This is a genomic window from Aureimonas sp. AU20, assembly GCF_001442755.1.
GTDB lineage: Bacteria > Pseudomonadota > Alphaproteobacteria > Rhizobiales > Rhizobiaceae > Aureimonas.
Map to the genome: position 1 here is coordinate 57,106 of NZ_CP006369.1, position 19,360 is coordinate 76,465.

Annotated in this window: 14 protein-coding genes; 9 read left to right on the forward strand and 5 right to left on the reverse strand. The window is 66.3% G+C overall.

Annotated elements, in window-relative coordinates; translation table 11 throughout:
• Positions 1 to 9: 9 nt before the first annotated feature.
• The 3 genes from M673_RS19325 to M673_RS19335 all read right to left on the reverse strand — a co-directional run bounded on the left by M673_RS19325 (position 10) and on the right by M673_RS19335 (position 3,740).
• Positions 10 to 891: an AraC family transcriptional regulator gene (locus M673_RS19325; RefSeq protein WP_061978361.1), complete on the reverse strand. Its 882-nt coding sequence runs from the start codon at positions 889 to 891 to the stop codon at positions 10 to 12.
• A 414-nt stretch (positions 892 to 1,305) separates the two neighbouring features.
• Positions 1,306 to 3,234 carry a putative bifunctional diguanylate cyclase/phosphodiesterase gene (locus M673_RS19330; RefSeq protein ID WP_187301358.1) on the reverse strand — a complete coding sequence of 643 codons (1,929 nt, stop codon included), beginning with the start codon at positions 3,232 to 3,234 and terminating at the stop codon, positions 1,306 to 1,308.
• 11 nt (positions 3,235 to 3,245) lie between these two features.
• The gene (locus M673_RS19335) at positions 3,246 to 3,740 is read right to left on the reverse strand and encodes a hypothetical protein (protein WP_061978363.1); all 495 of its coding nucleotides are present in this window, start codon (positions 3,738 to 3,740) and stop codon (positions 3,246 to 3,248) included.
• A gap of 424 nt (positions 3,741 to 4,164) precedes the next feature.
• Between M673_RS19335 and M673_RS19340 the strand changes: the two genes are divergently transcribed.
• From M673_RS19340 to M673_RS19360, 5 genes are all read left to right on the forward strand, one after another.
• Entirely contained in the window at positions 4,165 to 5,787 is a 1,623-nt protein-coding gene (locus M673_RS19340; RefSeq protein ID WP_061978364.1) for an FAD-dependent oxidoreductase, read from the forward strand.
• Positions 5,784 to 7,322 carry a glucose-6-phosphate dehydrogenase gene (gene zwf, locus M673_RS19345; RefSeq protein ID WP_061978365.1) on the forward strand — a complete coding sequence of 513 codons (1,539 nt, stop codon included), beginning with the start codon at positions 5,784 to 5,786 and terminating at the stop codon, positions 7,320 to 7,322. Before M673_RS19340 ends, zwf begins: the two co-directional genes overlap by 4 nt.
• A complete protein-coding gene (locus M673_RS19350) occupies positions 7,319 to 10,003 on the forward strand; it encodes an MGH1-like glycoside hydrolase domain-containing protein (protein ID WP_061978366.1) in 2,685 nt (894 codons plus the stop codon). Before zwf ends, M673_RS19350 begins: the two co-directional genes overlap by 4 nt.
• Positions 10,000 to 10,575 (forward strand): DedA family protein, encoded by a 576-nt coding sequence (locus M673_RS19355; RefSeq protein WP_061978367.1) that lies wholly within the window; start codon positions 10,000 to 10,002, stop codon positions 10,573 to 10,575. The genes M673_RS19350 and M673_RS19355 overlap by 4 nt, the downstream gene beginning before the upstream one ends.
• Before the next feature lie 114 nt (positions 10,576 to 10,689).
• Complete coding sequence (locus M673_RS19360) at positions 10,690 to 12,057, forward strand: chloride channel protein (RefSeq protein ID WP_061978368.1); 1,368 nt, start codon at positions 10,690 to 10,692, stop codon at positions 12,055 to 12,057.
• 91 nt (positions 12,058 to 12,148) lie between these two features.
• On the opposite strand, the gene M673_RS19365 is transcribed toward M673_RS19360, so the two are convergent.
• Together M673_RS19365 and M673_RS19370 are read right to left on the reverse strand one after the other, a co-directional pair.
• Entirely contained in the window at positions 12,149 to 14,245 is a 2,097-nt protein-coding gene (locus M673_RS19365) for a HAMP domain-containing methyl-accepting chemotaxis protein (protein ID WP_062215189.1), read from the reverse strand.
• A 281-nt stretch (positions 14,246 to 14,526) separates the two neighbouring features.
• Entirely contained in the window at positions 14,527 to 15,423 is an 897-nt protein-coding gene (locus M673_RS19370; protein ID WP_061978370.1) for a LysR family transcriptional regulator, read from the reverse strand.
• 108 nt (positions 15,424 to 15,531) lie between these two features.
• On the opposite strand from M673_RS19370, the gene M673_RS19375 reads away from it, so the two are divergent.
• From M673_RS19375 to M673_RS19390, 4 genes are read left to right on the forward strand one after another with little or no spacing between them, the layout of a single operon-like run.
• Positions 15,532 to 16,614 carry a 4-oxalomesaconate tautomerase gene (locus M673_RS19375; RefSeq protein ID WP_061978371.1) on the forward strand — a complete coding sequence of 361 codons (1,083 nt, stop codon included), beginning with the start codon at positions 15,532 to 15,534 and terminating at the stop codon, positions 16,612 to 16,614.
• A 55-nt stretch (positions 16,615 to 16,669) separates the two neighbouring features.
• Positions 16,670 to 17,671: an ABC transporter substrate-binding protein gene (locus tag M673_RS19380; RefSeq protein WP_061978372.1), complete on the forward strand. Its 1,002-nt coding sequence runs from the start codon at positions 16,670 to 16,672 to the stop codon at positions 17,669 to 17,671.
• Positions 17,672 to 17,682: 11 nt separating this feature from the next.
• Positions 17,683 to 18,516, forward strand: a complete 834-nt coding sequence (locus M673_RS19385; RefSeq protein ID WP_148640196.1) for an ABC transporter ATP-binding protein — start codon at positions 17,683 to 17,685, stop codon at positions 18,514 to 18,516.
• Entirely contained in the window at positions 18,503 to 19,279 is a 777-nt protein-coding gene (locus M673_RS19390; RefSeq protein ID WP_061978374.1) for an ABC transporter permease, read from the forward strand. The genes M673_RS19385 and M673_RS19390 overlap by 14 nt, the downstream gene beginning before the upstream one ends.
• The last annotated feature ends 81 nt before the right edge of the window (positions 19,280 to 19,360 follow it).

A 19,360-nucleotide genomic window follows, 5' to 3' on the forward strand; every position in this document is an offset into this window, starting at 1 on the left:
GGCCGGCGGTCAGCTGGCCGTGGCGAAGGCCTCGTTGGCCGCGAAATTGGCGCGAAACTGCGAGGGCGAGAGGCCCTTCAGCTTCAGGAAATGACGGTTGAAATTGGAGAGGTTGGAAAAGCCGACCTCGAAGCAGATGCTGGCGATCGAGGCGTTGGGCTCGGTCAGGAGCATCTGGCAGGCGAGGTCGATGCGAAGCTGGTTGCGGTAGCGCACCAGGGTCGTGCCGGTGTGGCGCTTGAAGGCGCGCGAGAAGACGCTGGGGCTCTGACCGACGATCTCGGCGAGATCGCCTTCCTCGACGCTCTGCGTGAGATGTTCGCGCAGATGCGCCAGCGCCCGGTTGATGCCGCTGTCCTTGGTCTGCGACAGGTTGGGCTCGAAGCTGAGGCTGGCCAGGACCTCGTGCTCGCCGGCCTGAAGATGGTCGAGCACTTCCCAGAACAGGGCGATGCGCCTCAGGCCCTGCGCGTCCACCAGACGGCGCATGAGCGGCGTGACGGCGGCGCTGGTGGCGTCATCGAACAGGAGCCCGCGCCGCGAGCGCTCCAGAAGCGGGCGCAGCGCCTGCATCTCGGCGATGGCGCCGCTCGCCCCTTCGATGAAGCTCTCGGGAAACTGCACGACGATGGTGCGCACCGGCACGCTGTCGCCCTCGGCGATGTCGCTGATCCAGTTCTGCGGCAGATTGGGGCCGGTCATGATGAGCTGGCCGGGCGAGAACCGGCCGGCGAAGTCGCCGATATAGTAGCGGCCGGAGGTCGCGACGACGAGGTGGATCTCGTATTCGGGGTGGTAGTGCCAGCGCACGGTGCGGAACGGATAGCCATGCATCCAGGCCGCGAAGGACTCGCCCTTGCGAATATGCACGAGTTCCAGATCAGGCTGCATGACCGCGCTCCTCCCCAGCCGCGTCGCCCCTTTCGGGCCTGTCGAGCCGCGAGGTCTCCCAACCTGCGGGTCCGAACAATCGGCAAGGGGACCATAGGGCCAGCTGTTGCCGGGCCGCTACATCGGGACGATCAAGACATCGATACTTTTTTGGCCGATCGGGGTCGAAAAAGCGGGAAGAGGGCTTCGCATCGTTCGAGCAGGCGAGGCCGCATCCCATACGGCAGGCGGCTTTGCTCGTGCTATCTCGGGCGGTTGCGAAGACAAACTGGTGGTAAGGGGCCTAAGAGTTTTTCTGAGAGCGAAAACGCAACTGCAAAAATCGGGCACTTTCGCCTTGTACTTTTTCGCAACTGCGTTGCCCCAGGCTGCCTGGTTAGGGCGAGCGCGAAAGCGAGGGGCGCGCGGCGGGTTTCAGATCATCGCCATCAGGGCCTCGGCCGGGCCCTGCTCGCGCTCCGGCTTGGGCCGCGCCGACGTCCGCCGCGCCTCGGCCTCGATCCGAGCCAGCGAGGCCTCGGGCGAGAGTGGCCTGTCGAAGAGATAGCCCTGGCCCTGGTGGCTTCCGGCGGAGGCGACGATCTGGCGATGCTCTTCCGTCTCGACGCCTTCGGCGACGATGGTGAGGTTCAGCCGGCGCGCGAGATCGCAGGTGCCCGCGATGATGGCGATGCCTTCCTCTCGATGCGACCTGCTGCGCAGGAAGGACTGGTCGATCTTGATCTTGTCGAAGGGAAAGCGCCGGAGATAGCTGAGCGAGGCATAGCCCGTGCCGAAATCATCGAGCGAGATGCGGCAGCCCATGGCCCGCAGCGCGTGAAGCACGGCGAGCGCCCGCTCGTCGTTCTCGATCAGCGTGCTTTCGGTGATCTCGATTTCCAGGCGCTCGGGCTCCAGCCCATGCCGGGCAAGACTGGCGGTCGTGTGCTGCACCAGGAGCGGATCCACCAGCTGGTCGGCCGAGACGTTGACCGCGACGAAGGTCTCGGTGGGGAAGCGCGCCGCCTGCCGGCAAGCCTCCTCGATCACCCAAAGGCCGACCATGGCGATCTGGCCGCTTTCCTCCGCCACGGGAATGAACTCGACCGGTGAGATCAGGCCGAGCTCATGGTGCTGCCAGCGCAGCAACGCCTCGAAGCCGCAGGTGAGGCCGGTCGAGAGATCGACGATCGGCTGGAACAGGAGGAAGAACTCGCCGCGCGCGATCGCCTCCCGCATGCCGTTCTGAAGCGCCTGTCGCCGGCCCAGATGCTGGTTCATCTCGGGGCGGAAGACGACGAACCGGTTGCGCCCCGCCGCCTTCGCCTCGTAGAGCGCGATGTCGGCATGTTTGAACAGGCACGTGCCTTGGTGCAGCCCCGCCCCGCCGGAGCTGAGGCCGAGCGTGACATGCGAGCGAACCTGCCGGTCCTCGATGTCGAACGGGCTGCGGACCTGCTCCAGGATGCGCTCGCAGCAGGCGATGCCCCGGGCCTCGGCGTCCGATCCGCGATAGAGAACCGCGAACTCGTCCCCTCCGATGCGCGCGATCATCGCCGCGTCCCCACAGGCCCAGCGCAGGCGTTGGGACAGTTCGATCAGCAGCTTGTCGCCCGCCGCGTGGCCGAACGTGTCGTTCAGCGTCTTGAAGTGATCGACGTCGAGCAGGATCATCGTCTGATCCTCGCCTTCGCCCTGGCGCAGGGCGTGGCTGAAGGCGAACCGGTTGGCGATGCCGGTCAGCCAGTCGGTGCGCACGATCCTGTCGAGATGCGCGTTCTGCCGCAAGACGACCACCATCAGCCCCGCGCCGAACAGAACGAGAGACAGGGTCACGCAGCAGATCGCCGCGAAGATGACGATCAGCCAGTTCTGGTTGCTCTGGATCTCGTTGCTGGCCTGGCTGTGCGCCTGGCCGGCGAGGCGAAGCACCGGGCCGACGAAGGGCCGGAGCTGGTCGATGGTGAGGGTCAGCATCGTCGGGTCGGGCAGCTGCGCGATCAGGGGCGCCAGGGCCAGCACCTCCCGCTGGAGATTCCCCAGGACCTTGCCCTGCGCCGATTTGGGGTCGACGCGATTGATCGTGACGATGCTCAGCCGGTTGACCAGAATGGCGTAGCGGAACCGAACCTCCTCGATCGAGCCCTCTCCCCGGCTTTCCTCCAGCGCCAGCTGCAGGCGCATCAGCTCCGCCGCCGTCTGACCGAAGTCGAAGGTCGTGTTGTAGCGCGAGGCCTCCATGATCCGGCGCTGATAGGTGTAGGCGAGGAGGGAGCTCGCGACGGCCGCGAGCGCCAGCACGGCGGTGATGACGGTGAGCCAGAGCTTGAGCCGGCGGCACCGGGCCGCGGACCTGCGGAACATTCGACCGGCGATCATTCGATGTTGACCTCCGCCAGCTGCCAGACGGCCTGGGCATAGTAGCTGCGGCGCTGCAGGTCGCTGCGCCGATCGAAGGGGAACATCAGGAAGACCGGTCCCTTGTCCGCGATCGTCATGACCCGGCCGTTCTGGCGCGTGGCCAGAAGCGCCTCGGCATTCGCCATGTCGGTGCGGTCCGCCTCGGCCTCGTAGTCGTTGAGGGCCACGAGATGGAGTTTGTCGCCGGTGATGCCGCTGGCCGCGAGGCAGTCTTGCAGCAAGACGCCGCTGAACTCTACGACGCCCTCGGTCCAGGGCGTCGTGGTTCGAAAGCTCGTCTGCGGCAGGGCGTCTATGTCGGCCAAGTCGAGAGGGACCGTGATACTCGCGCCGTTCGAACGACCGCTCAGCGTGAGGATCGCGGTCTTGGCGAAGGCGGGCGTCCAAGCGGAGCCGCTCGCAAGCGCCAAACTGGCCAGGGATTTCGCGAAGAGGCGGCGAGTCAGCATACGGAAGTTCCCAATCGTCAGGCCCAAAATAGGGCGAAAAATCTTACTATTGTGCGTAAAGCCGCAGTCAAAAACTCGGTTTGCTTGGATGAGTGTGCCCCGGCGAATGAATCAAGCCGATCGGGCGACTGGAGTAGCGCAGTGTTTCAATGCGGCAAGATGGTTTTTGCAATTTTTATGAGGGATCGGAGGGTAATCCATCGACGCTCAACAGTCGTAATTAGAACTTAGACTTGAAAGGGTTGCCGCTTAGCCTCGCTCCCGGTCCGGGCGCCGCCTCGTTTCCTTGCTTCATGTTCGATTCCGGGGGCCGCGCGTTTCTCCAAGAGGCGCGGCGGCGCGTGAACAAATGGTCATGCGGCGGCCGGGAACGCCCTGCCGGCTGGGGCTTTTAGGGACGACCTGAACCAAGCGCGGGCTCCTCATGATCGAAGATCGCTATGACGTCGTCATCATCGGCTCCGGGCCTGGGGGCGGGACGATGGCCTGGAAGCTGGCTCAGACCGGCAAGCGCATCCTGCTCGTGGAGCGCGGCGACTATCTCAAGCGCGAGCGCGCGAACTGGGACACGAACGAGGTCTTCGCCAAGGGCCGCTATCAGGTGGACGAGACCTGGGCCTCGTCGGACGGGGCGACGTTCAAGCCGGGCCTTCACTACTTCGTCGGCGGCAATTCCAAGGTCTATGGCGCCGTGCTTCTGCGGCTGCGGGTCGAGGATTTCAGTGCCGTGCGCCATCCCGGCGGCGTCGCGCCGGAATGGCCGGTGAAATACGACGAGTTCGAACCCTATTATCAGGCGGCCGAGGAGCTGTTCGAAGTGCGCGGCGCGCGGGGCGAGGACCCGACCGAGCCGCCCGCCCCCAAACCCTACAAGCACGCCGCGATCCGTCACGAGCCGCGCATTCAGAAACTCTCCGACGACTGGGCGCGGGAGGGGTTGCATCCGTTTCACCTGCCGATGGGCGCACTTCTCGACCAGGACGAGACGGGGGCCGCGACGCCGCATTCGCCCCTCTTGCGCTGCGACCCGTTCGACGGCTATCCCAGCCTGACCAACGGCAAGTCGGATGCCCAGATCATCTGCGTCGATCCCGCGCTTGCCGCGCATCCCAACCTGACGCTGCTGAAGAACGCTTATGTCGAGCGTCTGACGACCGACGCCTCGGGCGGCTCCATCACCGGGGTCGAGACGATCGTAGAGGGGCGCCGGCACACGATCCGGGGCGACATCGTGGTGGTGGCCTGCGGCGCGTTATCCTCGGCGCTGCTGCTCCTGCGCTCGCCAAGCGACCGGCATCCCGATGGGCTCGCCAACCGCTCGGGGCTGGTCGGTCGCAACTACATGCGCCACAACAACGCGACGGTTCTCGCCATATCGCGCGATCCCAACCCGACCGAGTTCCAGAAGACCTTGGGCCTCAACGACTTCTACCACGCCCATGCGAAGTCGCCGCTCAACCCGTTCGAGTTTCCGCTCGGCCATATCCAGATGGTCGGCAAGTCGGACGGCACGCAGGTCGAGGTGGAGGGGCTGCCGCCGTTCCTCCATTGGCTGCCCGAAAAGCCTTTCGACTGGATCGCCCGGCATTCCATCGATTTCTGGCTGACTTCGGAAGACCTGCCGCTCCTGGAGAACCGCGTCCATTACCGCAACGGGCAGGTCCATCTCGACCTCACCGAAAGCAACATGGACGGCCACCGCCAGCTTCGCGAGATGCTGCGCCGGATTTGCGATAAGGCCGATATCCATCCGCATCTGATGGACCGCACGCTCTATCTCGGCAAGGACACGCCGATCGGCGGCACGGCGCACCAGGCGGGCACGCTGCGCTTCGGCGAGGACCCGGCGACGGCCGTGCTCGACCGCGACTGCCGCGCCCATGGGATCGACAATCTCTATGTCACCGACGCCAGCTTCTTTCCCTCGATCGGCGCGGTGAATCCGACCCTCACCATCATTGCCAACGCGCTGCGCGTCGCCGACACTGTCGCCACCCGCCTCGGCGCCCGTGCTCCCGCCGTTTCATCCCCTGAGGTCTCGTCATGACGCCGTCCCCCACCGCCCGCGCGGCCGCGCCGCCCTGCACGCTGGTCATCTTCGGCGCGGCGGGCGATCTGACCAAGCGCCTGCTCGTGCCCTCGCTCTATGATCTCGCCGCCGCCGGGCTCTTGGACGGCTCGATGCGCGTCCTCGGCGTCGACCGGGCCGATCTCACCGACGCGAGCTGGGCCGAGGGCATCACCCGGTCGCTGCACGAGCTCGCGGCCGATCCGGGCGCGGAATTCAACGCCGGCACGATCCGCGACGAGGTCTGGAACCCGCTGCGCGCGCGCCTGTCCTATCTCAAGGGCGACATCACTGAGGCCTCGACGTTCGAAGCGCTGCGCGCCCATGTCTCGGGCAATGCCGTCTTCTATTGCGCGGTCTCCTCGCGCTTCTTCGCGCCCATCGCCGAAGGGCTCGGTCGTGTAGGGTTGCTCGAAGAGGGGGAGGGGGCGTTCCGACGTCTCGTGGTGGAGAAGCCCTTCGGCAGCGATCTCGCCTCCGCCCGCGCCCTCGACGCGGAGCTTCTGTCGGTGGCCGGGGAGAGCCAGATCTATCGGATCGACCATTTCCTCGGCAAGGAAACGGTGCAGGCGATCCTGGCGCTGCGCTTCGCCAACCGGATCTTCGAGCCCATCTGGTCGGCCGAGCATATCGACCATGTCGAGATCACCGCGGCGGAGACGCTGGGCGTCGAGGGGCGCGGGCATTTCTACGAGCAGGCGGGCGCGCTCCGCGACATGGTGCCGAACCATCTCTTCCAGCTTCTTTCGATGCTCGCCATGGAGCCGCCCGAGAGTTTCGCCGAGAAGCCGGTGCGCGACGCCAAGGCGAAGCTTCTGGCCGCCGTGCGGCCCGTGCAGCCGGGTGATGCCGTGCGCGGCCAGTACGGCGCAGGCGTCCTGAACGGCGAGCCGCGCGCCGCCTACCGCGCCGAGCCGGATGTCGCCCCGAACAGCGAGACCGAGACCTATGCCGCGCTGAAGCTGACGATCGACGCGCCGCGCTGGGAGGGTGTGCCCTTCTACCTGCGCTCGGGCAAGCGCATGACGGCGCACCGCACCGAGATCGTCGTCACCTTCAAGCCCGCCTCGCATGCGCTGTTTGCCGAGGCCGACGGCGCCGCGCCCGCGCCCAACCGCCTCGTCATCCAGATCGACGGCGAAAAGGGCCTGTGCACCGAACTGCAGACCAAGCGCCCTGGCCCCGGGCAGACGCTGGCGCCGGTGGCGGAAGTCTATCGCCACGACGACTTCTTCCAACGCACGCCCAATGTCGGCTACGAGATGCTTCTTCATGCCTGCATGAGCGGCGACGCCACGCTGTTTCAGCGCGCGGATTCGATCGAGTCCGCCTGGGCCGTGGTCGAGCCCCTGATCGAGGCCTGGGCCAAGGGCGGCCCGGAGCCCTATCCCGCCGGCTCGGACGGGCCGGCGGGCGCGGACGCGCTTCTTGCGCGCGACGGCAGGCGCTGGACCAAGCTCGGAGACGATCCCGACGCGCGCGTCGACGGCCCGGCGGCGGAGCCCGCCGCTTGAGCCCGCCATCGCCGCTCTTCGACACGATCGAGGGTCGGCGCCTGCGCGAGGCGGACGCCGCCGGCTGGCGCCAATGGGGCCCCTATCTCGCCGAGCGGCAATGGGGAACCGTGCGCGAGGACTACAGCGCCGACGGCGACGCCTGGAGCTATCTGCCGCACGACCACGCCCGGTCGCGCGCCTATCGCTGGGGCGAGGACGGCATCGCCGGCTTCTGCGACGCGCACCAGCATTGGTGCCTGTCGCTCGCGCTCTGGAACGGGCGCGACCCCATCCTCAAGGAGCGCCTGTTCGGCCTCACCAACGCGGAGGGCAACCACGGCGAGGACGTGAAGGAGGTCTGGTGGTATCTCGACGCCACCCCGACCCATTCCTACCAGCGGATGCTCTACCGCTACCCGCAAGGCGCCTTCCCCTATGCCGATCTTCTGGCCGAGAACGCGCGGCGCAAGGGAACGGACGCGCCGGAATACGAGATATCCGACACCGGCATCTTCGCCGAGCGGCGCTACTTCGACGTCGAGATCAGCTATGCCAAGCGTGGGGCTGACGACATCCTGATGCGCGTCAGCGTGCTCAATCGCGGGCCGGACGCGGCCCCGCTCCACGTTCTGCCGCAGCTTGTGGCGCGCAATGTCTGGAGCTGGGGCGATCCCGGCGAAAAGCCCCTGCTCCGGGGCGAGGCGGACGGCTCCGTCTCCGCCGCGCATCCCGGCTTCGCGCCCCGGCGCTTCTCTGCGCTGCAGCCGGCGCGCCTCCTGTTCTGCGAGAACGAGACGAACGGGCGTAGGCTTTACGGCGAGGGGCCGGACGGCGCCTTCAAGGACGCGATCGGCGACCATGTGCTTGGCGCCCGCGCGGCCGCGCTGCCGGACAGCGGCACCAAATGCGCGGTTCTGTCGGAGCACAGGATTGAGCCCGGCGAGCAGCTCGTGCTGCGCTATCACTGGTGCCCGGAGGGTGCGCCGCCGCTGGGCGTCGCCGGCTTCGACGCGCTCTTCACCGCTCGTCTGGCGGAGGCCGACGAGTTCTACGCCGTGCTCCAGAAGGACATCACGGACCCCGACGCGCGGCTGGTGCAGCGTCAGGCGCTGAGCGGTCTCCTCTGGTCCAAGCAGGTCTACCATTACGACGTGAAGCGCTGGCTGGACGGCGATCCCGGTGAGCCGACGCCGCCGGCCTCCCGCCTGTCCGGGCGCAATGCCGACTGGACGCATCTCGCCAATGCCGACGTCGTCCTGATGCCCGACAAGTGGGAATATCCCTGGTACGCCTCGTGGGACCTCGCCTTTCACACTATTACCGCCGCGCTGGTCGACCCCGCGCTCGCCAAGGCGCAGCTCCTGCTCCTGACGCGCGAATGGTACATGCATCCGAGCGGCCAGCTGCCGGCCTACGAATGGGCGTTCGGGGATGCCAACCCGCCGATCCACGCCTTCGCCGCGCTTCGCGTCTACCGCATGGACGAGGCGCTGACGGGCGTGGCCGACCGGCCCTTCCTAGAGCGTATCTTCCACAAGCTGATGATCAACTTCACCTGGTGGGTGAACCGCAAGGACGAGGCGGGGCGCAGCCTTTTCCAGGGCGGGTTTCTCGGGCTCGACAATATCGGCGTCTTTGACCGCTCCGCGCCGATCCCCGGCGGCGGCTTCGTCGAGCAGTCCGACGGCACGGCCTGGATGGCCATGTATGCGCTCAACCTCATGCGCATGGCGCTGGAACTGGCGCGCGAGAATCCCGTCTATGAGGATGTCGCGACGAAGTTCTTCGAGCATTTCCTCACCATCGCCTCCGCCATGACCCATGTCGGCGGCAGCGAGGCGGAGAAGGGGGCCTGCGGGCAGGGCCTCTGGAACGAGGAGGACAGCTTCTTCTACGACGCGCTGGTCCTGCCGGACGGCCGCGAGACGACGCTTCGCGTACGCTCGCTGGTCGGGCTCATCCCGCTCTGCGCGGTGGAGGTGCTGGACGCCGACATCGCCCGTCGCCATCCCGACTTTGCCGAGCGGCTCGGCTGGATGCTGCGGCACCGACCCGACCTGACGCGCGAGGTCTCGCGCTTCGCCGAGCCCGGGAAGGACGAGCGGCTGCTTCTTTCGCTCCTGCGCCGGCAGCGGATGACGGCGCTGCTCGCCCGCATGCTGGACGAGAACGAGTTCCTTTCGCCGCACGGCCTGCGCTCGCTGTCCAAGGCGCACGCGGCGCACCCTTTCGCGCTCGATCTGGACGGCGCGCGCTACGAGGTCCGCTACGAGCCGGGCACGTCGGCGGCTGCCATTTTCGGCGGCAATTCCAACTGGCGCGGGCCGGTCTGGATGCCGCTCAACTTCATGCTGATCGAGGCGCTGCTGGAGTTCGAGCGCTTCTACGGCGAGTCCTTTCAGGTCGAATGTCCGGCCGGGTCCGGGCACCTGATGGGGCTTCGGGAAATCAGCGACGAGATCGCGCGCCGCCTTTGCGCGCTGTTCCTGAAGGACGCGACTGGCCAGCGCCCCGGCATGGCAGGGCCCGACCCCGACCCGAATAATGCCGACCGCGTCACCTTCAACGAGTTCTTCCACGGCGATACCGGCCTCGGCCTCGGCGCCTCGCATCAGACCGGCTGGACGGCTCTGGTCGCCCTGCTGCTCCAACCGCGCCAGGTCGTGCGCGGTCAGGCCCTGCCGGTGTCGACGCCATGACGATCGAAAGCCTCGTCGCGCAGTTCGGGCTTCCCGCGATCTTTCTCGGCGCCGGCTTCGAGGGGGAGACGGTCGCCATCCTCGCCGGGGTGATCGCCCATGCCGGGACGCTCGAGCTCTGGCAGGTCATGCTCGCGGTGGGTCTCGGCTCGTTCGCGGCCGATCAGATCTTCTTCTCCTGCGGGCGCTTCTTTCGCGAAACGCGCTTCGTGCGGCGCGTCAGCGCCAAGCCGTTCTTCGCACGGGCGCTGGCGGAGTTCGAGAAGCGGCCCGTGCTCTTCACCTTCGGCTTTCGCTTCGTCTACGGGTTTCGAACCGTCAGCCCGATCGCGATCGGAACGACGCGGCTTCCCGCGCTCCGCTTCCTCGCCATCAACGCGGCGGCGGCCACGGTCTGGGCGCTGGTCTTCGTGTCCGCCGGCTATTGGTTCGGCCACGGCATCGAGACGATCTTCGGCCATCTGAAGACGCATCACCGCCTTCTCGTCGGCGTCGCGGTGGCGCTCGTTGCGGTCTGCGCGCTCGCGGTCTGGACGCGGCTTCGATGGGCCTCCGGCGGTTCGCCTCCCTGATCCGCCGACCAGCCCGTTCGGGAAATTCAGAAGCGCGGGCGACCACGGATCGCGCTCGACATCGGCGGCCAATCCCCGCATGAGGGGACCGATCATCGCTTGTGAGTTTGCCGCATGCCGAACCTCGCCGGAACCCGATCCAGAATCCGCCGCGTGCCGATGCTCCGCCGATCCCGCGCGGTCTGGATGTCGAAGCGCGTCTGGCGCCCGCGCCTCGTGTTCTGGCTGGGCGCGCTGGCGGTGGGGCTGGTCAGCGTGGCCTTCGCGGAGATGGCGGACTGGGCGCAGCGGATGTTCGAGGCGATGGCCAGCCATCTCGGCCCGGCCGCCCTGCTGGTCGTGCCTCCCGCCGGCTTCGCGCTGTCGAGCTATCTCGCCCTGCGCTTCTTTCCCAATTCGGGCGGCAGCGGCATTCCCCAGGCCATCGCCGCGCGGCATCTGGAAAGCGACGCGGACCGGGGGCTTCTCCTGTCGCTGCGCACGGCGCTCGGCAAGATCTTTCTCACCCTGCTCGGCCTCCTGTCCGGCGCCTCGATCGGGCGCGAGGGGCCGACCGTGCAGGTCGGCGCGGCGATCATGCTGGCGACGGGGCGTCTGGGCGGCATGGCGCACGCGCGCGGCCTCATCCTGGCCGGGTCGGCCGCCGGCATCGCGGCGGCCTTCAACACGCCGCTCGCCGGCATCGTCTTCGCCATCGAGGAGATGGGTCGGGCCTACGAGGCGCGCACCAACGGCCTCGTGCTCTCGGCGGTGGTCCTGGCGGGCCTCGCCTCGCTGGCGCTGACCGGCAACTACACCTATTTCGGCCGCACCGACGCGGATGTGGTGACGGCGAGCGGCTGGTTCCTGGTGGTCGCCTGCGGCGTTCTCGGCGGCGCGTTCGGCGCCATGTTCAGCGGCGGCGCGCTGGCGATCATGCGGCGGGTCCGGCGCTGGACCAAGGGCGCGCCCGCCCGGATCGTCGCTGTGGCTGCCCTGTGCGGCCTCGTCGTGGCACTCGCGGGACTTCTCTCGGGCGGAACGACCTATGGCACCGGCTACGAGCAGGCCCGCTCGGCGATCGAGGGCACGGCGCTGTCGCCCTTCTTCTTCCTCGCCAAGTTCGTGGCGGGGCTCGCCTCGATGGTGTCGGGCATTCCCGGCGGCATCTTCGCGCCCTCGCTGGCGGTGGGGGCGGGCCTCGGCTCGACGATTGGCCTCGCCTTCGGCCTCGGGTCCAGCCTCGCCGCGACGCTCGGCATGGCCGGATATTTCGCGGGCGTCGTTCAGGCGCCGATGACGGCCTTCGTCATCATCCTGGAAATGACCGGCAATGCCGGCAATGTCGTGCCGGTGATGCTGGCCTCGCTTCTCGGCTTCGGCACCGCGCGCCTCGTCTCCGGCGCGCCGCTCTACCACAGCCTGTCGCGTAACTTCGTCGCCGACATCCTGCGCCACCGGCGCCTGATGGAGCAGAAGGGGAGCGCCGAGCCCAAGGGCTGAGCGCTCCGTGCGGCCGGGCGACCCTCCGGGTCGCCCGCACCCATCTTCTTGATCTTGATCGAAGATCGATCGCGAGACGCCTTGGGGAGGCTCAGGCGCTCAGGCGCTCGAAGTCGCTGGTGTCGTCGAGCGTCATGTCGAAGCCATTGGACGAAGCGGCAGGGGCGTTTGATGCGGTCGGCGCGTGCGAGACCGGCGCCGTCTTCGGCTTGGCGTAGGTGGCGCCGAAGGCCTGCACCTTGGCGCGCAGCTCGGCGACGTTGGCGGCCCGATCGGCCTTGGCCACCTTCGCTGCGGCGGCCGCCTCCAGCTTGAAATGGCCCGCACTTTCTTCCAGGCGCCCTGCCTCGGCGGACAATTGGCTCGCCGTCGCCGCCATCTCGTTGGCCGCTCCGGCGTTGGACTGGGTCACCTGATCGAGCTGCTGGATCGCCTGGTTGATCTGGTCGATGCCGATCGACTGCTCCCGGCACGCCGCCGAAATCTCGGTCACCAGTTCCGCCGTGCGACGGATGTCGGGCACCAGCGCGTCCAGCATCTCCCCCGCCTCTTCCGAGGTCAGAAGCGTCTGCGTCGACAATTGCCCGATTTCCTGCGCGGCGATCTGGGAGCGCTCGGCGAGCTTGCGCACCTCCGAGGCGACCACCGCGAAGCCCTTGCCATGGCTGCCGGCGCGGGCCGCCTCAATGGCGGCGTTGAGCGCCAGAAGGTCGGTCTGGCGGGCGATCTCCTGGATCACGGTGATCTTCTCGGCGATGGTGCGCATGGCGACCACCGAGGCGCCGACGGCCGCGCCCGACTTCTCGGCGTTCACCGAGGCCTGGGCTGCGATCTTCTCCGTGGTGCCGGCATTGTCGGCGTTCTGGCGCACGTTGGCCGACATCTGCTCGATCGCGGCCGAGGCCTGCTCGGAGGCGGCGGCCTGCTGCGTGGCGCCGGAGGAAAGCTGCTCGGCGGTGGCGGCGGACTGGGCCGAGCCGGAGGAGACCTGGGCGGAGGATTCGCGGATCGCGACGATGGTCTCGTTCAGCTTGCCGCGCATCTGGCACATGGTGGTGAGGAGATCGCCGATCTCGTCGTCGTGCTTGACCTCGATCTTCTCGGAAATGTCGCCGTCGCCGATCTTGCGGGCGTGATGCTTGGCGAGGTTGAGGCCGCCCGAGATCGACCGCGCCAGCCAGATGGCGGCGCCGATGCCCATCAGGAGGGCGAGCGCGACCAGCACGATCATCGTCTCGCGGGTTGCCGTGAACTCGGTCTCGGTGTTCTTCGCCAGGGTCTGGGCAAAGGTCGTTTCTTCCGCGATCAGCTTATCGAGCTGGCCGAATATGACATACATGAGCGGGCGCGCTTCCGCCATGAACAGAGCGTTGGCGTGCTCGGCGTCGTTCGCGGTCCCATAGGCGGCGATCTTCTGAATGACAGGCTTCAGGTGCTCCCAATTGCCACTCTGCTCGATGGCCGCGGCCGACAAGGGGGAGGTTTTCGCCTTCTCCACATAGGACGCGAACGCCTTGTCGAAAGCGTCGATCTGAGTGTCCAGCGACTGTTTTGCGACCTGCAGGCGTGCATCGTCCTGCTCGGACAAGGCCGCCATCAAGTTGTACATCATCTGCGGAAGGGAGAAACGGACCGCGATCAGCGCGCTTCGCAATTCGCTCGAGACACTCGGGTTGCCGTCGATCTTGCCGATCGTGTCCGTGAAATCGCCGGTGATCTCGTTGATTAACGGCACGGCCTCGCGAGCGTAAAGTTCGTTGGCGCGCGTCATGGAGTTGACCTGTGCAATGTCCATGATCTTGTCGATCATGACCTGCCAAGTCTTGAGATTGGCGATGACAGAATCGGCGACTTCCAACGCTGCGGGCGTCTCACCGCCCAAACCGGACTTGTAGTCGGCCAAAGCTTGGATTTCTTCGACAACGCCCTGGTCGATCTTCGATCGAAGATCCGCGATCTCCGCATCGTTTGTGATCGCCAGAAAGCGATTCATATTTCGACCCAGGCTGTGCATATTCTTCGCGGCGTCTTCTATGCGCTTGGTCTGTGCATAGGGACGGTCGATGAACGTCTGCATATTCTCGTTGGAAGACTGAAGGCTCAGAATACCGTAGTATCCAGCCGCCCCCATCATCCCCAGGACGCTGGCGAATGCTACACTGAGCTTCAGCTTGATGGACAGGCGCAATTCCACAACTCCCAGAGCAGACCTTTGCGAGATTTTTTCACGAAAATGTTGATAATGCGATAATAGTTAGTGCACCCTTTTGGTCAGGTTTTGACTGAGGAAGAGCTTCTATTGTACGTGGAGCTGACGGTTATTGTTGTTGGGGTGCTTCACCCGTCCAGCTCGGATGATATTACCTGAGGTTGGATAAGGCTGGGCGTCTGTGGTCGTCCGATGATCTTGCGACGGCTGGCTTTGCGGTGACAGGGTCCCGATCGGATGTGACAAGACCAGAGCTTCGCTTACTGCTTCCAAGTCTTGATCAGCATCTCGAGAAAGCGTTCGGAGGCAGGCGAAAGGCGGCCGCTCCGTCGCTGCACCAGGCCGATCGTGCGGGTGACGACGGGATCGACGATCGGCCGCGTGACGAGAAACGGGTGCTCCCCCTGCGGGGTCGCGAGCTTGGGCAGAACCGAGATTCCGAGGCCCGCCTCCACCAGCCCCAGCGAGGTGTTGAGATGCGTCACCTCATAGAACCAGTTCAGCCGCAGGTTGGCGCGGGCGAGCGTCGCGTCGAGAAGCGCCCGGTTGCCGCTTGATCGGTCCACCGTGATCAAGCGGTGACCCTCGAGCTCCGGCCAGCGGATCACGTCTTTCTTCGCAAGAGGATGATTCTTGCGCATCGCCAGAACGAACGGGTCGTCGATCAGGGCTTCGAACGAGAGGTCTGGGTCGGAATTGCCCATGAGATTGATGCCGAACTCGACCTCGCCGCGCGCCACCGCCCGCAATCCGTCATTGGCCGTCAGGTCAAGAATCCGAAACCGGATATGGGGAAACTCCTCGTTGAACCGGCGCACGACATTGGGAAGGAAGTAGAACGCCGCCGTCGGCAGACAGGCCATCGTGATCAGCCCGCGCCGCTGGCTGTTGGCGTCCTTCAGCGAGAAGAGCGAGGCGTCGAACTCCTCCAGCATGCGCCGCACCAGCGGCAGAAGCTCCTGTCCCGTGGCCGTCGCGGCGACGTGGCGCGTGGTGCGCTCCAGAAGCGGCGCTCCGATCGAAGCCTCCAGCTTCTGGATGCGGCGACTGAGCGCCGATTGCGACATGTGCAGCGCCTCTGCCGCGCGGTGGAAGCTCTCGAACTCCACCACGAGCTGGAACGCGCGTAGGTCCAGGATCTCACAATTGATGTTCAAAACGCATTACTCCTCCCAATATTTGCATTTCACATCTCGCCTGCCCTTTGCCAAATTGCAACAGAACCACGGATTGATCCAGTGAGCGCAAGAATGGGAGGGCTAGCGATGAACGACCTGATGCGGATCCCCTGCGTCTTGATGCGCGGCGGCACCTCTCGCGGTCCGTTTTTCCTGAGCTCCGACCTGCCGGCCGAGCCGGCGGCGCGCGACGCCGCGCTCCTGTCGATTATGGGCTCGGGCCACCCGCTGCAGATCGACGGGATCGGCGGCGGCAACCCGGTGACCTCGAAGGTCGCCATCATCGGCCCGGCGAGCGTGGCGGACGCGGACGTGGACTATCTCTTCGCGCAGGTCCGCAACGATCAGCGCACCGTCGACTACGCGCCGAACTGCGGCAACATGCTGGCCGCCGTCGGGCCCTTCGCGATCGAGGCCGGGCTCGTTCCGGCCGCCGACCGGCAGACCCATGTGCGCATCCACAACGTCAACACCGGCAAGCTGATCGAAGCCAAGGTCCCGACCAGTGGCGGCCACGTCACCTATCTCGGCGACGCCTCGATCGACGGCGTGCCAGGGCTTGCGGCGCCGATCGCGCTGACCTTCGTCAACGCCGCCGGGGGCAAGACCGGCAAGCTCCTGCCGACCGGCCTCGCTTCGGAGATCATCGATGGGGTCGAGGCGACCTGCATCGACTGCGCCATTCCCATGGTTCTCGTGCGCGCCGCCGATCTCGGCGTCACCGGCCGCGAGAGCGCCGCCGATCTCAGCGCCGACGCGGCGCTGGGCGCGCGTCTTTCCGCCATCCGCCTGGAAGCGGGGCGGCGGATGGGCATGGGCGACGTCGCCGATAAGGTGATCCCCAAGCCGGTCTTGATCGCGCCCCCCGCGCAGGGCGGAACGCTGGGCGTGCGCTATTTCATGCCGCACGAATGCCACCCGGCTCTTGCCACCACCGGGGCCGTGGGCATCGCGACGGCCTGCGTCACGCCTGGCACGATCGCCTTCCGGGCGGTCGGCGGGGCCGCCGTCCCCACGCGAATTTGTCTGGAACATCCGGGCGGACGTCTCGATGTCGAGCTCGAATTTCGTCAGGGTTCCATAGTAGCTGGCATCGTGAGAACCGCGCGTCGGTTGTTCGAAGGATTCGTCTTCGCCAAGCCCGCCGTCCGAATAGAACGGGCGGCCTGATCCAATCACCTGCCCGGCCGGGAGAGCCGGGTTCATCTTTCCGGGAGGATATCTCATGCGTCGCATGCTTTTGGCTGCCGCAGCCGTGCTCGCACTCGTCGGCGCCGCCGACGCGCAGTCGGTCCGCATCAGCGTCGGCTCCTACAATCTCAACAATCTGCCCTTCCCGATCGCCGACGCGCTCGGCTTCTACGAGGCGGAGGGGCTGGACGTCACCACCGAGAATTTCGCGCAAGGCGGCTCGAAGGTCCTTCAGGCGCTGGTCGCGGGGTCCACCGACATCGCGGTCGGCTTCTACGATCACACGATCCAGATGCAGGCGCAGGGCAAAAGCGTCGTCGGCTTCGTCCAGCTGGCGCGCAATTCCGGCCTGGTTCTGGCGGGCACCAACGAAACCGATTTCGACCCCGCCAAGCCCGAGACGATCAAGGGCAAGAAGGTCGGCATCACCGCGCCGGGCTCCTCCTCGGACTTCTTCGTGCGCTACTATCTCCAGCGCCACGGCCTGTCGGAAAACGATGTGTCGATGATCGGCGTCGGCTCGGGCTCGGCGGCGGTCGCCTCGCTCCAGCAGGGCAAGGTCGATCTTCTCGTGAACTACGATCCCGCCGCGACGATCGTGGCCGAGCGGGGCCTCGGCAAGATCCTGATCGACGCGCGCTCGGACGCCGGCGCCGTGGATGTCTATGGCGGCATCTATCCGACCTCGGTTCTCTATGCCAGCCAGAGCTATATCGACAAGAATCCCGAGGTGATCCAGAAGGTCACCAACGCCACGGTCAAGGCCCTTCACTGGATGAAGGACCACAGCGCCGAGGAGATCGTCGACAAGCTCCCGTCCGACTTCGTGACCGGGGACAAGGCGACCTATGTGAAGGCCGTCGAGAACGCCAAGGCGATCTTCTCGCTGGATGGCACTTTCAAGACTGAGGATCTGCAGACCCCGCTCGCGGTGCTGAAGACCTTCAACGCCAGCGTCGCGAAAACCGACATCGACCTCTCCAAGACCTACACGAACGCCTTCGTGGAAAAGGTCCTGGTGCAGGCGTCGAACTGAGGGCCCCCGCCATGTCCGCCACCGTCAGAAAGCTCGCACCCGTGCCGAACGCCGACACCGGCCCCGCTCCTCCGTCCATGGTGACGATCGACCGGGTGACCATGGCCTTCGGCTCCTTCGTCGCCGTGGAGAATGTCGATCTGGAGGTTCGCGACGGCGAGTTCCTCGCCATCGTCGGGCCGACGGGCTGCGGCAAGTCCACCATCCTCAACGCCATCGCCGGCCTCCTGAAGCCCGCTTCGGGGCAGGTCGCCATCGACGGAAAGCCGGTCTCCGGCGTTCAGAACGACATCGGATATCTCTTCCAGCAGGACGCGCTCCTGCCCTGGAAGACGGCGATCGAGAATGTCGAGCTCGGCCTCCTGTTCCGGCAGGTCCCGGCGAATGAGCGGCGCGGGAAGGCGCTGGCCTGGATGGAGAAGGTCGGGCTCAAGGGCTTCGAGGCCCGCTACCCCCACCAGCTCTCGGGCGGCCAGCGCAAGCGTGTGCAGATGGCGCAGGCGCTGATCACCGAGCCCAAGGTCATTCTGATGGACGAGCCCTTCTCGGCGCTCGACATCCACACCCGCCACCTCATGCAGAACGAGCTTCTGCGCCTGTGGCAGGAGGATCGCTGCGCCGTCGTGATGATCACGCACGATCTGGAAGAGGCGATCGCACTGGGAGACCGGGTCGTGGTTCTCGCCGCCGGCCCCAAGAGCCGCATCATCGAGAGCTTCCCGGTGGATCTGGCGCGCCCGCGCAATGTCGCGGAGATCAAGCTCGATCCCCGTTTCATGGACCTTTATCGCGACATCTGGGCGTCGCTTCGCGGCGAGGTGGAGAAGAGCTATGCGCGGCACTAACGTTCGCCTCATCCAACTCGCCCTTTTGGTCGTCGTCGTGGGCGGCTGGCAGCTCGGCGTCAGCGCCGGGATCATCGACCGCTTCTTCTTTCCCGCGCCGTTCGACATCGTCGGGCAGGTCGTGACCTGGGTCAGCGACCCCGGCTTCTATCAGCATGTCGGCATCACGCTCAGCGAAACGGTGCTCGGCTATGTCATCGGCACGGCCCTCGGCGTCGCCGCCGGTGTCTGGCTCGGCCTCAGCCCCTTCGCGGCGCGGGTCCTCGATCCGTTCATCAAGGGCTTCAACGCCATTCCGCGCGTCGTGCTGGCACCGATCTTCGTGCTCTGGCTCGGCCTCGGCCTCTGGTCGAAAGTGGCCCTGGCGGTGACGCTCGTCTTCTTCGTCACCTTCTTCAACGCCATGCAAGGCGTGAAGGAAGTGAACCCTGTCGTCCTTTCCAACGCCAAGATCCTCGGCGCCACGCGTAAGGACCTGCTGCGCCACGTCTACTTCCCGGCGGCGGCGAGCTGGATTCTCTCGTCCTTGCGCACCTCGGTCGGCTTCGCCGTGGTCGGCGCGATCATCGGCGAATATCTCGGCGCCTCGGCGGGCCTCGGCTACCTCATCGCCCGGTCGGAAGGCAATTTCGACGCGGTCGGCGTCTTCGCCGGCATCGTCATCCTGGCGGTCTTCGTCCTGATCATCGATCTCGTGCTCGACGTCGTGGAGCGCAAGCTCATCACCTGGCGCCCGAACGCGGGAGAAGAGCGCCCGGCCTGATACCAAGCATTCCAGATGTGAGTGACATGAATAGAGGCGGCCGGAAGGCCGCCTCTTTCTGTCTGTTGGGGCTGGTGCCGC